Annotated in this window: 16 protein-coding genes; 4 read left to right on the top strand and 12 right to left on the bottom strand. The window is 66.9% G+C overall.

Annotated elements, in window-relative coordinates:
* Positions 1-6 precede the first annotated feature (6 nt).
* The 4 genes from EJO66_RS21105 to EJO66_RS21090 all read right to left on the bottom strand — a co-directional run bounded on the left by EJO66_RS21105 (position 7) and on the right by EJO66_RS21090 (position 3,770).
* A complete protein-coding gene (locus EJO66_RS21105) occupies positions 7-1,299 on the bottom strand; it encodes a TRAP transporter large permease (RefSeq protein ID WP_124961259.1) in 1,293 nt (430 codons plus the stop codon).
* Positions 1,296-1,808: a TRAP transporter small permease gene (locus tag EJO66_RS21100; RefSeq protein WP_125965992.1), complete on the bottom strand. Its 513-nt coding sequence runs from the start codon at positions 1,806-1,808 to the stop codon at positions 1,296-1,298. The genes EJO66_RS21105 and EJO66_RS21100 overlap by 4 nt, the downstream gene beginning before the upstream one ends.
* A 37-nt stretch (positions 1,809-1,845) precedes the next feature.
* Positions 1,846-2,841 (bottom strand): TRAP transporter substrate-binding protein, encoded by a 996-nt coding sequence (locus EJO66_RS21095; protein WP_125965991.1) that lies wholly within the window; start codon positions 2,839-2,841, stop codon positions 1,846-1,848.
* Positions 2,842-2,939: 98 nt separating this feature from the next.
* Positions 2,940-3,770 (bottom strand): phosphogluconate dehydrogenase C-terminal domain-containing protein, encoded by an 831-nt coding sequence (locus EJO66_RS21090; protein ID WP_125965990.1) that lies wholly within the window; start codon positions 3,768-3,770, stop codon positions 2,940-2,942.
* A gap of 292 nt (positions 3,771-4,062) precedes the next feature.
* On the opposite strand from EJO66_RS21090, the gene EJO66_RS21085 reads away from it, so the two are divergent.
* Together EJO66_RS21085 and EJO66_RS21075 are read left to right on the top strand one after the other, a co-directional pair.
* Positions 4,063-5,049 (top strand): serine hydrolase domain-containing protein, encoded by a 987-nt coding sequence (locus EJO66_RS21085; protein WP_125965989.1) that lies wholly within the window; start codon positions 4,063-4,065, stop codon positions 5,047-5,049.
* Positions 5,050-5,263: 214 nt separating this feature from the next.
* Positions 5,264-5,695 carry a DUF3592 domain-containing protein gene (locus EJO66_RS21075; protein ID WP_125965988.1) on the top strand — a complete coding sequence of 144 codons (432 nt, stop codon included), beginning with the start codon at positions 5,264-5,266 and terminating at the stop codon, positions 5,693-5,695.
* Positions 5,696-5,800: 105 nt separating this feature from the next.
* Here the strand turns inward: EJO66_RS21075 and EJO66_RS21070 are convergent, their stop codons facing one another.
* From EJO66_RS21070 to EJO66_RS21050, 5 genes are all read right to left on the bottom strand, one after another.
* Positions 5,801-6,262 (bottom strand): anthrone oxygenase family protein, encoded by a 462-nt coding sequence (locus EJO66_RS21070; protein ID WP_125965987.1) that lies wholly within the window; start codon positions 6,260-6,262, stop codon positions 5,801-5,803.
* Positions 6,263-6,285: 23 nt separating this feature from the next.
* Positions 6,286-6,693: a nuclear transport factor 2 family protein gene (locus EJO66_RS21065; RefSeq protein WP_125965986.1), complete on the bottom strand. Its 408-nt coding sequence runs from the start codon at positions 6,691-6,693 to the stop codon at positions 6,286-6,288.
* A 79-nt stretch (positions 6,694-6,772) separates the two neighbouring features.
* Entirely contained in the window at positions 6,773-7,750 is a 978-nt protein-coding gene (locus EJO66_RS21060; protein ID WP_125965985.1) for a Bug family tripartite tricarboxylate transporter substrate binding protein, read from the bottom strand.
* Between the two features lie 58 nt (positions 7,751-7,808).
* Entirely contained in the window at positions 7,809-8,792 is a 984-nt protein-coding gene (locus EJO66_RS21055) for a Bug family tripartite tricarboxylate transporter substrate binding protein (protein ID WP_125965984.1), read from the bottom strand.
* 43 nt (positions 8,793-8,835) lie between these two features.
* A complete protein-coding gene (locus EJO66_RS21050; protein ID WP_125965983.1) occupies positions 8,836-9,789 on the bottom strand; it encodes a 2-hydroxyacid dehydrogenase in 954 nt (317 codons plus the stop codon).
* A gap of 112 nt (positions 9,790-9,901) precedes the next feature.
* Here EJO66_RS21050 and EJO66_RS21045 point away from each other — a divergent pair, with 112 nt between their 5' ends.
* Positions 9,902-11,056: a citrate/2-methylcitrate synthase gene (locus EJO66_RS21045; RefSeq protein ID WP_125965982.1), complete on the top strand. Its 1,155-nt coding sequence runs from the start codon at positions 9,902-9,904 to the stop codon at positions 11,054-11,056.
* Here the strand turns inward: EJO66_RS21045 and map are convergent.
* From map to EJO66_RS21030, 3 genes are read right to left on the bottom strand one after another with little or no spacing between them, the layout of a single operon-like run.
* Positions 11,020-11,832, bottom strand: a complete 813-nt coding sequence (map, locus tag EJO66_RS21040; protein ID WP_125965981.1) for a type I methionyl aminopeptidase — start codon at positions 11,830-11,832, stop codon at positions 11,020-11,022. The two genes, EJO66_RS21045 and map, sit on opposite strands and share 37 nt — an antisense overlap.
* Complete coding sequence (locus EJO66_RS21035) at positions 11,832-12,086, bottom strand: ParD-like family protein (RefSeq protein ID WP_125965980.1); 255 nt, start codon at positions 12,084-12,086, stop codon at positions 11,832-11,834. The genes map and EJO66_RS21035 overlap by 1 nt, the downstream gene beginning before the upstream one ends.
* Positions 12,086-12,280, bottom strand: a complete 195-nt coding sequence (locus tag EJO66_RS21030) for a hypothetical protein (RefSeq protein WP_125965979.1) — start codon at positions 12,278-12,280, stop codon at positions 12,086-12,088. The genes EJO66_RS21035 and EJO66_RS21030 overlap by 1 nt, the downstream gene beginning before the upstream one ends.
* Between EJO66_RS21030 and EJO66_RS21025 the strand changes: the two genes are divergently transcribed.
* Positions 12,279-12,920: a dihydrofolate reductase family protein gene (locus EJO66_RS21025; RefSeq protein ID WP_125965978.1), complete on the top strand. Its 642-nt coding sequence runs from the start codon at positions 12,279-12,281 to the stop codon at positions 12,918-12,920. The two genes, EJO66_RS21030 and EJO66_RS21025, sit on opposite strands and share 2 nt — an antisense overlap.
* Positions 12,921-12,984 lie beyond the last annotated feature (64 nt).

Genomic DNA, 12,984 nt, shown 5'->3' with positions numbered 1-12,984 from the left:
CTCTCTCTACTTGAATCCGAGCGTGCGCGGCAGCCAGGTGGACAGCATCGGCATGAAGGTCAACAGCACCAGCACGGCGCCGTGCGCCCAGAGAAACGGCACGAGCTCGCGCACCAGCTGCGCCATCGGCACGCGCGAGACATTGCAGGTGACGAACAGCAGCCCGCCCACCGGCGGCGTGATCATGCCCAGCGTGAGGTTCACGATCACGACCATCGCGAAGTGCACCGGGTCGATGCCGAGCTTGAGCGCCACCGGCGCCAGGATCGGCACCAGCACCATCACGCCCGGCAGCGGCTCGATGAAGATTCCGAACAGCAGCAGGAAGACGTTCACGATGAGCAGGAACATCCACGGCGACAGGTTCATGCCGACCAGCCACTGGGCGAGCATCTGCGGGATGCCCTCGATGGTCAGTATCCAGGCGAACGAGGCCGACATGCCGATGATGATGAGCACCGAGGCCGACAGCAGCGCCGAGCGCGCGAGGATGTCGGGCAGCGCCTTCCACTCCAGCGTGCGGTAGACGAACTTGCCGCAGACCAGCGCGTAGAACACCGCCACCACGGAGGCTTCCGTCGGCGTGAACCAGCCCGCGCGCATGCCGCCCAGGATCACCACCGGCAGCAGGATCGCGGGGATGGCGCGCCAGGTCGTGGCGAGGATCTCGGCCAGCGGCGGCATCGTGCCTTCGCCGCGGTAGTTGCGCTGGCGCGAGACGCGGAAGTTGACGATGCACATCGCCACCGCGATCAGGATGCCCGGCATGATGCCGGCCGCGAACAGCGCGCCGACGGACACCGCATCGTCCTGCAGCGCGTAGATGATCATGATGATCGACGGCGGGATGATCGGCCCGACGATGGCGGTCGACGCCGTGAGCGCCGCCGCGTAGGCGCGGCCGTAGCCGGCCTTGTCCATCATCTTGATGAGCATCGAGCCCGGGCCCGCGGCGTCGGCCAGCGCCGAGCCCGAGATGCCCGAGAAGAAGGTCAGCGACACCACGTTGGTATAGCCCAACCCGCCGCGCTTGTGGCCGACGAACTGGCCGGCAAAGCGCAGCAGCACCTCTGTGAGCGAGCCGCCGCTCATGAGCTCGGCCGCGAGGATGAAGAAGGGCACGGCCATCAGCGGAAAACTGTCCATGCCGGTGAACGTTTCCTTCAGCAGCACCATCAGCGGAAAGTTCTCGGCCAGCACCAGCGCGGCGGCCGTGGCCAGACCCAGCGCAAAGGCCACGGGCACGCCGATGGCCAGGAAGAAGCAGGCCGACAGCACCAGGACGAGGGAAGCGCTCATAGCGAGGCACTCGCGTTGGCGTCGAAGTGGCCGTCCGCCGCGAACTCGCGCCGCAGCGCATAGCCGCGCACGATGAACAGCAGGTGCACGGTAAGCAGCACGCCGCCGATCACCATGGCGCTGTAGACGTAGGCGAACGGAATTTGCGTGACCGGCGTGAGCTGGAACATGGTGCGCTCCATGTACAGCCAGCCGTACCAGACCATGAAGCCGAAGAAGGCGAACAGCAGCAGGGCCACGAGCGCGCGCAGCGCCACGGCGGCCGGGCGCGGCAGCGCATCCTGCAGGTTCTCCACGGCGATGTGGCCGCCGTAGCGCAGCACCGGGCCCGCGCCGAGGAAGGTCAGCCAGATCATGAGGTAGCGCGCGACCTCCTCCGCCCATTCGAGCGAGGCGTTGGTGAGGTAGCGCAGCGCCACGTTGACGAAGATGATCACCGACATGGCGGCCAGCAGAAGGATCAGCGCCCAGCGGTTGGCACCGAGCAGGTAGCGTTCGAATGTTTGCATGGTTTTGGCGAACGTAGGCGCGGCGCGGCCGGTGGCGTCAGTGCACGTCCTGGATCTTCTTGATGTTGTCGGCGCCGAATTCCTTCGCATAGGCGGCGTAGGCGGGCTTGAGCGCATCCTGGAAGGCCTTCTTGTCGACGTTGCGCACGACCTGCATGCCCTCTTTCTCGAGCTGGGCCACGCCGGTGGCGTCGTCCTCGTCGACCTTCTTGCGCTGCGCGGCCACGCTCAGGCGCGCGGCCTCGGCAAACACCTTCTTGTCGGCATCGCTGAGCTTGTTCCAGACCTTCGGGGTGAGCAGCAGCAGCGCGGGCGAGTACACGTGGCCGGTGAGCGAAAGGTGCTTCTGCACCTGCGAGAACTTGGCCGTGGTGATGATGGGGATGGGATTCTCCTGCCCGTCCACCGTGCCCTGCTGCAGCGCGCCGAACACTTCGGGGAAGGACATGGGCGTGGGCTGCATGCCGAAGGTGCGGTAGCCGTCCATGTGCACCTTGTTCTCCATGGTGCGAACCTTCAGGCCCTTGGTGTCCTCGGGCTTGAGGACCGGGCGCTTGCTGTTGGTGAGGTGGCGAAAGCCGTTCTCCGTCCAGGCCAGCGCGACCAGGCCCTTGCTCGGGAACTTGGTCAGCATGTCCTGGCCGATCGGGCCGTCGAACACCTTGCGCGCATGCTCGTAGTCGCGAAACAGGAAGGGGATGTCCACCACCTTGATCTCGGGCACGAAGTTGCCCACGGGGCCGGTGGAGGTGATCACCGCGTCCTGCGTGCCGAGCTGCACGGCCTCGATCTGCTCGCGCTCGCCGCCGAGCGCCGAGCTCGGGAACTGCTGGCACTTGTAGCGCGCCTGCGTGCCCTTCTCGATCTCGGCACAGAAGGTGGTGGCGCCCACCCAGTAGTGCGAGCCCTGCGCCGGCGTGTAGCCGATCTTGAGCACGGTCTGCGCCTGCGCGCCGGCGGCTGCGGCCAGGGTCAGGAGCGCGGCGGCCAGGGGCGCAGCCAGGGTACGGCGAAAGCGGAAGCGATGGGTCACGGTGTCTCCTCGTGGGGTTGTCGATCGGGTGGATGCGGCCGCGCGCCCGTGTCGGCGCTTTGCGGCGGGTGCCGGAAAAACCTGCGGCGCGCGTGCGCTCAGGTGATGCGCTCGATGCTCTTTGCGATCTCTTCGCGGTCGAACACCTTGAGCCAGTCGTCCCGCAGCAGGCGCGGCTTGCCGAAGGTGATGGCCTTGTTGCAGGCATCGGAGAACACGCCGGGGATCTCCTTGAAGATCACGGCGGCGAGGATCGTCATGTGGCCCAGCAGGAAGTCGCGTGCGCAGTCGTGCGGCACGCCGCGCGCGACCACCGCGTCCATGGCCTCGCGCATGGTGTCCAGCAGCGTGGCGCAGACGGTCTCGGACAGGCCGGGCTCCAGCAGCGCCATCTGCTCGACCGTGACGCGGTACGAGCGCAGGATCGGCGCGTAGATGGTCCTGGCGATCTCCTCGCCCAGGTCGAAGTCGGCCGGCGCGCCCTGCATGAGCGCGCTCACCACCGATTGCGGTGCGTGCGCGCCGCCGAAAAAGTCGGGCTGGCCGCTCTGGTGCAGCGCGTCGCTGAAGATCGGCGGGTGGCAGGGATGGGCGACGAAGTACACCAGGTCGGGCCGCTGCGGCAGGTGCCCGGCAAAGGGCGCGGCCGCATCCAGCGTCATCACCATGGTGCCGGGGGCGAGCTGCGGCGCGATCTGCGCGGCGACCTTACCGATGGCGGTGTCAGGTATGGCGAGGATCACCACCTGCACGTTGTCCAGCGCGCGCACCGGGTCCGCGCATTCCACGCCCAGTTCGTCGCGCAGGCGCTGGCGCCCGACGTCGCTGACCTCCACGTGGCGCACCTCGAAGCGGGAGTTGCGCAGGTTCTTCGCGAGCCGAACGCCCATTTTTCCGCCGGCGCCCAAGAGGGCGATGGAAGTCTTCATACCGAATTTCTCCTGAGGGGTCATATAGTGGTGTGATGGTATGATGACCTCATGAGTTGATGAGACGGGACTAACCCGTAGCCGTCGGGCACTCGGCAGCAGTGCTGCCGCTGGAGATGGCAAGATCCCGGCCACGATCCGGCTCGACATGGCAGGTCCCAAGCAATTCCACAGCCAGCGAAGACGCAGCGTGCTCATGACGGGCGGCGCCGCAGCTGCACTTGCCTGCATGGGACGGGGATTCGCAGCAACGCCATTCCAATGGACGCGAGGCAGTCCGGAGTCCAGCGGAATGGCGCCGGATCTTGCGGCGCGCCTGGACCAGGGCGTGAAAAGCGGCGAGTTCGCGAATCTGCATGCCGTCTTCATTGCGCGCAAAGGCCGGGTCGAGATGGAGCGCTACTTCGAAGGCCCGGACGAACGCTGGGGTACGCCGCTGGGCACGGTTGCATTCAGCGCCGACACCTTGCACGACCTTCGTTCCGTCAGCAAGAGCATCGTAGGCTTGCTCTACGGCATCGCACTCGCCGAAGGCAAGGTTCCCGCGCTCGATGCGCCGCTGCTGGATGCCTTTCCCGCGTACCCCGACCTGGCCAGCGACGAACGCCGGCGCGCGCTGCGCATCTCCCATGCCCTCGCGATGACGATGGGCCTGGAATGGAACGAGGACCTGCCCTACACCGATCCGCGCAACAGCGAAATTTCGATGGAGCGCAGCAAGGATCGCTACCGCTATGTGCTGGAGCGCCCCATCGTTGCCAAGCCGGGCGAGCGGTGGCGCTACTCGGGCGGCGCAACGGCCGTGCTGAGCCATCTCATCGCCAAGGGTGCGGGCGTGCCGCTGCTCGATTACGCACGCGACAAGCTGTTCTCGCCCATGGGCATCGAGAACGTCGAGTGGACCCGTGGTTTCAACGGAGAAGCGGCCGCCGCATCGGGTCTGCGCATGCGCGCGCCGGATCTGGCTCGCGTTGGCCAGCTGCTGCTCCAGCGCGGCGAGTGGAACGGCCGGGCGCTGGTTCCGAAGGATTGGATCTCCGAGTCGCTGACGCCGCGCGCCGACGCTTTCGAAGGCCTCCGATATGGCTACCACTGGTATGTGATCCAGCGCCAGGATGGCTCGCCAGCCTACATGGCGATCGGACTCGGAGGCCAGCGGCTGGTCGTCATTCCAGCGCTCGAACTGGTGTATGTCATCTTCATGGGCAACTATTACCGGGAAGACCAGCTCAAGCCGCTCTTTGCGGTGCAGAAGCTGATCCACGCGTCGCTGCGCTGAAGAACACGGAGAGCCCCGGAGAAAGCTGGCGCCGGTTGGCGTAGTAGAGGTGGTAGCCCGGGAAGGTCGGTCACCAGTCCTGCAGGACCGGAACCAGCCGCCCCTCCTTGATGGCCAGGCGCGCTGGAGGCTGAAGGGGGACGTTCGCTGCGGCCACATAATTGCATGCGTCTTTCCCGACGCAGAAAATCAGAGTGCCCGCACCCTCCATCGAATGAAGATCGAAACCTGCGCCAAGTTTGTTCTTTCCCTCATCGGCATTGCACTGCTCACGCTGTCGGGATTTCTGTTCTATCAGCGGCTCGCTTTCATCGCCTCTGCCGATCGTGCCGAGGGCGAGGTGACGGACCTGGAGCACGTGCGAAGCAGCAGCAAGAACAACCCCGACGGCACCTGGCGGCCGCGCGTGCAGTTCCGGGAGCCGTCCGGCGCGCTCATCGACTTCACATCGTCGAGCAGCAGCGGCACGCCGCGCTACGAGGTCGGAGAATCCGTCGGCGTGTTCTTCCAGCCCTCCGATCCGCGCGACCTGCTGCTCGACGATTGGTTTGAACTGTGGGGCGGCACGCTCATCGCGGGTGTCATCGGCGCGGTCTTTAGCGGGTTTGGCTGGCTGGTCCACAGGGTGACGAGCCAGGCCGCGTGATTCAAGAAGGGCCTTGCCTCGAAGCCCGCTGGCGAGACCGCGCGGACATCGGGATGCCCCGTCGAGTGGAAGCGCTAGGGATTTCAGTTCGACGCAGCGATGGCTTCAACGCCTGCGGTCACCAAGCACCGCGAGCAGGACCAAGCCGAGGCTGGCAATGCCAGCCGACGCGCGCACCATGTGCCATCGCCACCAGACGTCGCGCAGCTGCGCCCACTCCGCCGGCGGACTCTGCGGGTTCCAGGTCATGACAATCGCGTTGATCGGCTGGTTGCCGAAGCGCGTGACCAAGGCGGCGGCCAGCAGGCAGACGACAGCAGCAACCAGCAGGTAGCGGGCACGCGCATCATCCTTCGCCAGGATCGCAAGCCAGACGGTGAGAACGATGCACGCGGCGCCGATGGCGGGCATCAAGGTGTTGAGCGACCGGATCGCGTTCTGCTGCTGTTCGACGTAGGCCGACGCCGAGAGCGCCGCCGGGCTGTAGCCGGCCCAGATGCCGAACATCGTGCCGACGAGCAGCGCCAGCAGCAGCAAGAGAATGAAGCGTAGGGCGTTCGCTGTCATGATTCCTCTTTTCGGGGCAAGCGTCACCGCGGCGGCGCCGCCGCAGCGGGCGGACGGTTCTTGCGATAGGAGTTCTTCAGAAGAATCTTGCCGGCACGAAAAGTAAACAGATCGCAGCCTTGGACTTCGATGCGGGCTCCGTCCGTGCGTGTTCCCGTGAACGTCCACTCCGACACGCCGCGGTCCCCATGGACAAAATGGCGCGCGCTCCCCCAGTGGGCATCGGGAAAGACAGCCCAGACTTCCGCAAAGGCAGCTCGCACCGCCGCACTGCCGACGTATCGGGTGCCGCAGGCCTCGGCGCCGGCGGAGGCTTCGAAGACGCAGTCGGCTGTCATGAACGACATGAGCGCATCGACATCGTGCCGGTTCCATGCATCGGCAAATGCCTGCAACACTTCCGTGGTCACTTCGGGATTCACCGTTTGCATGATGGGCACCTCCGGCCGGCGGGCGGCTTGAAGGCCGAGATTAGTCCGATCGAATCCGGCCATCAAGCTCTCGGGGCCCTCACTCCGCCTGGATCCCCGCCTCCTTCACCACCCTGCCCCACTTGACAAGGTCGGACCTGATCAGTGCGGCGTATTCCTGCGGCGTGCCGCCCTGTATCTCGATGCCGGCAGCCTCCAACTTCGCCCGCACATCGGGCAGCTTGAGCGCCGCGTTGATCTCGGCATTCAGCTTGGCGATGACGGCCTTGGGCGTGCCGGCCGGCGCCAGGAAGCCGCCGTTCGTGTTGGCGTCGTAGCCCTTCAATCCCTGCTCGTCCGCGGTCGGCACATCGGGCAGCGAGCTTGTCCGCTTGCGCGTCGACACCGCCACGGCGCGCACGTTGCCGGCCTTCACCTGCGGCTGGATGGCACTGATGGTGTCGATGAAGAGCGCCGTGCGTCCGGCCAGCAGGTCCGGGTGCGCGGCGGACGAGCCCTTGTAGGGCACCAGCAGCATCGGCGCGCCGCTGGCCATGCGGAACATCTCGGCCGCCATTTCCTGCGCGCTGCCGCGCCCGGAGGTGGCAACCTTGGCCTCGTCCGGATGGGCCTTCATCCACGCCACCAGCTCGGGCAGCGTCCGGGCCGGAAGCTGCGGGTAGATGGCGAACACCAGCGGAACCTCGTGGCTGTAGACGATGGGCTCAAAGCTTTTTTCCGGATCCCAGCCGAGGTTCTTGAACAGGAACTTGTTGATGTTGTGGCTGCCGCCGACGATGCCGATCGTGTAGCCATCGGGCGCCGACTTGGCGAGAACGTCGGTGCCGAGGTTGTTGGAAGCGCCGGGCCTGTTGTCGACGATCACCGGCTGGCCCATCGACACCGCGAGCTTGTCGCCGACGACGCGGGCAATGGTGTCGATGGCGCCGCCCGGCGGCGCGGGCACGACGATCTTGATGGCGCGCGCCGGATAGGCCGCCTCGGCCGATGCGGCGATCGGCATTGCCGCGAGCGACGCCGAGACGGCAAGGATCTTGACCAGGGATGTGAGCTGCATGGATGTCTCCTCTTCGGGGTGGGTCTGTCGTCTCTTTTGAAAGGCCGGCTCGCCGCGCTCACTCGATCGTGATCTTGCGGCTGCGGATGATCTGGGCGTAGCGGCGCTTGTCGTCGTCGATCAGCCGCGCGAACTCCTGCGGCGATGTCGCGCGTGGCACGCCGCCCAGCCCGACGAAGCGCGCCTTGACCGATTCGTCGGCCAGCACGGCGCGCAGGTCGGCGGCGATCCTGTCCACCACCTCGGGCGGCGTGCCCGCCGGTGCGAGCAGGCCGATCCAGGAGATCGCGTTGAAGCCGGGCGCCACGCTTTCGGCGAGCGTGGGCACTTCGGGAAACGCCGGCACGCGCTTGTCGCCGGTGACGGCCAGCGCACGCAGCTTGCCCGCCTTGATGTGGCCGGAGGCCTCCAGCACGGTCATGAACGACAGCTGCACATGGCCCGCGAGCAGGTCGGCGACGGCCGGCCCGCCGCCGCGGTAAGGCACATGCAGGACGAAGGAGCCCGTCTGGTCCTTGAACATCTCGGCCGCCAGGTGCGGCGCGCCGCCGGCGCCCGAGCTGCTGTAGCTCATCTGGCCCGGCCTGGCCTTGGCCAGCGCCACGAATTCGGCCGCCGTCCTCGCCGGGACCGACGGATTCACCATCATCGCCAGCGGCAGCTCGGCCACCAATGAGACTGGCGCAAAGGCCTTGTCGGCGTCGTAGGGCAGCTTGGGATACAGCAGGGGATTGATCGCCTGTGTCCCGATATTGCCCAGCAGCAGCGTGTAGCCGTCCGGCCTGGACTTGGCGACGAAGTCGGCGCCGATCTGCCCGGCGGCGCCGCCCTTGTTCTCCACGATCACGGGCTGGCCCCAGCGCCGGCCCAACTGCTCGGCGATGACGCGGCCGCCGGTGTCCGTCCCGCCGCCCGGCGGGAACGGAACCACCAGCGTGACGGGGCGCGAAGGAAAAGTCTGCGCGAAGCCCGGCGCCTGGATGGCGCAGAGGGCAAGGGCAAGGGGAATGGCAAGGCGTCGAATGAACAAAGTTGTCTCCATTTATAGGTTTGATGTGCGGCCGCTGCGCCGCGAAGGCAGGTACTCAGGTGGTCAGGCTCATGGCCGGTCGCTCGCCGGCCAGGGCCTGGGCGACGCTCGCCATCACCATCTCGGCCATGGCGGTGCGGGTCTCCCAGGTGGCGCTGGCGCGGTGGGCCTGCAGGGTCACGCGCTCGCACTGGCGCAGCGCCGGCGGCACGCGCGGCTCGTCGACGAACACGTCCAGCCCCGCGCCCGCAATGCGGCCGTCAAGCAGCGCTTGCGTGAGGTCGGCTTCGTTCACGAGCCGGCCGCGTGCGACGTTGACCAAGAAGCCGCGCGGCCCCAGCGCGTCGAGCACGGCCGCGTCGACAATGCCTTCGGCCTGGTCCGCGGCTGCGCACAGCACCAGCGCATCCGATTCGCGCGCCAGGTCCACCAGGCTCGGCATGAAGCTGTACGCGACATCTTCCATCGCGCGCAGGTCGGTGTAGTGGATGGCGCAGCCGAAGGCACCCGCCCGCACCGCGACGGCGCGGCCCACCCGGCCCATTCCGACGATGCCGATGCGCATGCCGCTGAAGCGGCGGGCAAGCGGAATGGCGCCGGGCTGGGGATGGAGCTCCCACTGGCCGTCCCGCACGAAACGGTCGCCCGCACACAGGTTTCGGCAGGCCGCGATCAGCAAGCCGATGGCCAGATCGGCCACGTCTTCGGTGAGCGCACCCAGTGTTGCGGTGACGGGCAGGCCGCGCTCCCGGCAGTACGCCAGGTCCACCGCGTCGGTGCCCACGCCATTGACGGCCACCACCTTGAGGCTGGGCAGCTGCTCCAGCATGGCACGCGAAATGCCGGTGTGCCCGCCGGTGATCACGGCGTCGATCGACGCGCCGTGTTCACGCAGCCAGCCCTCTGGGTCGGGCAGCTCGAAGTGCTTGTGCACGGCGTAGAGCGAGGCGAGCTTGTCGTTGATCGCGGGGATCAGGATCGGATTGAGTTGAAGGACTTGGGGTTTCATATCGCTGTTCGGGAACGCTCTTCACGGAGCTGGGCCCATGCTATGAATAGATTGACATGCTGGTCAATCTTGATACATATAATCAATAGAAATTGACTCTGATGACCCGCCCATGGCTTCCTGGATTTCAATGACCGAGGCGTGCAAGCTCCTGGGCGTGCAGCCCCAGACGATCTACGCCTACGTGAGCCGCGGCAAGCTCGAGGTCATGCCCGACCCGGCCGACACGCGGCGCCGGCTCTACCGCGCCGAGGACGTGGCCGGCCTGGCCAAGCGCAAGCAGGCCGGCCGCAAGCACGAGACGGTGGCCGCCAACACGCTGTTCGGGTCGGAGCCCAGCATTCCCACGGCCCTGTGCGCGTTCTCCCGCGGGCGGCCGTACTACCGGGGCCGGGATGCGGTGCGCATGGCCCGGACCGCCACACTGGAAGACGCGGCGCAACTCTTGTGGGGCGCCGAGCCTGCCGTCGATTTCTCCTGCACGGCATCCCTGCGTTCCGGCAAGCCCGGGCGCGGCGCGGCCTTCGTCGCCTTGGCCAGCCTGGCAGCCGCCGGGCATTCCACCGGTGGGCGCCTGACCCGCGTGCTGCATGCCGAAGGCCAGGATCTGGTGGGCCGGCTGGCCAACGCGTTCGGCGCGTCGCCGGGCCACGAAGCGCTGCATCTGCGCTTTGCGAAAGGATGGAAGCAACCTGCCAGGGTGGCCGATCTGCTGCGAACGGCCCTGGTGCTCCTGGCCGATCACGAACTGACCAGTTCGGCCTTTGCCGCGCGCATTGCCGCTTCGACGGGCGCCTCGCTGCCCGCATGCCTGCTGGCCGGATTGACCACCCTCTCCGGCCCCTTGCACGGCGATGCCTCGGGCCGCGTGCGCGCGCTGTTCAGCGAGGTGGAACGGCTGGGCGAGGACCAGGTGCTGGCCCACCACCTCTCGAACGGCTTGCCGCTGGCCGGATTCGGCCATCACCTCTACCCCGACGGCGACCCGCGTGCGGCCGCGTTGCTGGCCTTGTTCGAGCCGCCCAGGGTGATCGCGCGCTTCATCGCAAAGGTGACCAAGCTGACCGGCTTGCAGCCCAACATCGACGTCGCGCTGGCCGCCATGGCCGCTCACCATCGGCTTCCCGTCGATGCGGCCTTCGGCCTGTTCGCAACCGCGCGCAGCGTCGGACTGCTGGCGCACAGCCTGGAACAGCTGGGCACGGCGCAGGTGATCCGCCCGCGCGGGCGCTATGTGGGGCCGGTGCCCGAGGCGGCTGGCGCGTAGCTGCCCGTGCCTCCCGGCCAGGCCGTCAGCACTTCATACCCCTCGGGCGTGACGGCCACCATGTGTTCCCACTGGGCAGACAGCGACCGGTCCCTGGTCACGACGGTCCACCCATCGGGCAGTTGCCTGGTTTCACGCCTGCCTGCGTTGAGCATCGGCTCGATGGTAAAGACCATCCCCGGCTCCAGCTCGAGACCTTCCCCGCGCTGCCCGTAGTGCAGCACCTGCGGTTCATCGTGGTAGATCCGCCCGATGCCGTGCCCGCAGTATTCGCGCACCACGCTGAATTGCTCCCGGCGAGCGACCGACTGGATCGCATGGCCGATATCGCCCAGCGTCGCTCCAGGCCTGACCTGCCGGATTCCGGCCAGCATGGCCTCGTACGTCGTCTCCACCAGGCGCCGAGCCAGCACGCTGGGGGCTCCGACGAAGTACATGCGGCTGGTGTCGCCGAACCAGCCATCCTTGATGACCGCGACATCGATGTTGACGATGTCGCCCTTCTTCAGGATCCTGGTCGAAGATGGGATGCCATGGCAAACCACCTGGTTGACGGAAGTGAGGATGGTCTTGGGATAGCCCTGGTAGCCCACGTTGGCGGGAATGGCGCCCTGCACGTTCACGATGTGGTCGTGGCAGATCCGGTCGAGCGCCTCCGTGCTCACCCCCGGCACCACGTAAGGCTCGACCATGTGCAGCACCTCCGCGGCAAGCCTGCCGGCGCGCCGCGCCATCTCGAGTTCCTCGGCGGACTTGATGGGAACGCCGTGCGCCACTAGTGTTTTCCCGTCGCGGATCCGCGGGGCTTGCCAGGCTGGCTGGTGACAGCCGCGGCAATGTCCAGGCCGCCCGCGAGTTCAGCCTGTATCAGCAGCTGGCAGATTTCACGGTAGTCCAGTTCCGGATGCATCTCGGTCAGCATGCCGACCCGCATCCAGTGCTCTGCCTGTGCATTGATGGACCTGCTCAGGGCGTTCCCCGCCACCCGCAGGTTCTCATGCATCAGGTCCGAAATTTTCACGATGCCCATCACTTGCCTTTATATGAAATGTGCGTGAATTGTATATGTTTCGTATTGTCCCCGGAAGTATCCACGCGGATGAGCTCGACGAGGCCCGCGGGCGGTGCGTCCTTGGCAGAAACCGCGGCTTCATTGGCATTGCCGCGCGGCCCTGCAATTCCTAGACTCGCTCTCTTCGGCCACGCCTGCAGGAGGCGCAGCATGTCAAGGCTTCGATTCAGGATCTCGATGTCGCTGGACGGTTTCGTCGCCGGTCCGAACCAGAGCCTGCGGGAGCCGCTCGGCGTCGGCGGCGAGCAATTGCACGAGTGGGTGTTCCCGCTCGAGGCCTGGCGGCGTCCACATGGCCTGGAGGGCGGCGTGGTGAACGAGAGCACGCCGGTGGTGGAGGAAGAGCTCGCCGGCATCGGCGCGACCATCATGGGCCGCAACATGTTCGGCGGCGGCCCGGGACCGTGGAGCACGACCGCCCCCTGGAACGGCTGGTGGGGCCGCAATCCGCCGTTTCACCACCCGGTGTTCGTGCTGACGCATCACGCGCGCGACCCGTTGGTCATGGAAGGCGGCACGAGCTTCAGCTTCGTGACCGACGGCATCGAGAGCGCGCTGGACCAGGCCCGCCGCGCGGCGGGCGGGAAGGACGTGGCGCTGGCAGGCGGCGCACGCGCTGCGCAGCAATACCTGAAGGCCGGCCTGGTCGACGAAATGCAGCTTCACCTGGCGCCCATCCTGCTCGGCGGTGGCGAGCGTCTGTTCGACGATGCCGAGGCCCTGCGCGCCCTTGCGCTGGTGAAAACGGTCGCGGCGCCGGACGTGATTCACATGAAATTCGTGAGAAGGTGAAAGCGTGCCATGACGCTGCGTCGTTCCGGGGCCGCCAGTGCGACGGCTGTCCAACATCGGTTTG

The organism is Variovorax beijingensis (assembly GCF_003951285.1).
Lineage (GTDB): Bacteria > Pseudomonadota > Gammaproteobacteria > Burkholderiales > Burkholderiaceae_C > Variovorax > Variovorax beijingensis.
Note: the sequence above shows the minus strand (reverse complement) of the source record. Positions and strands in the feature narration are given on the sequence as shown.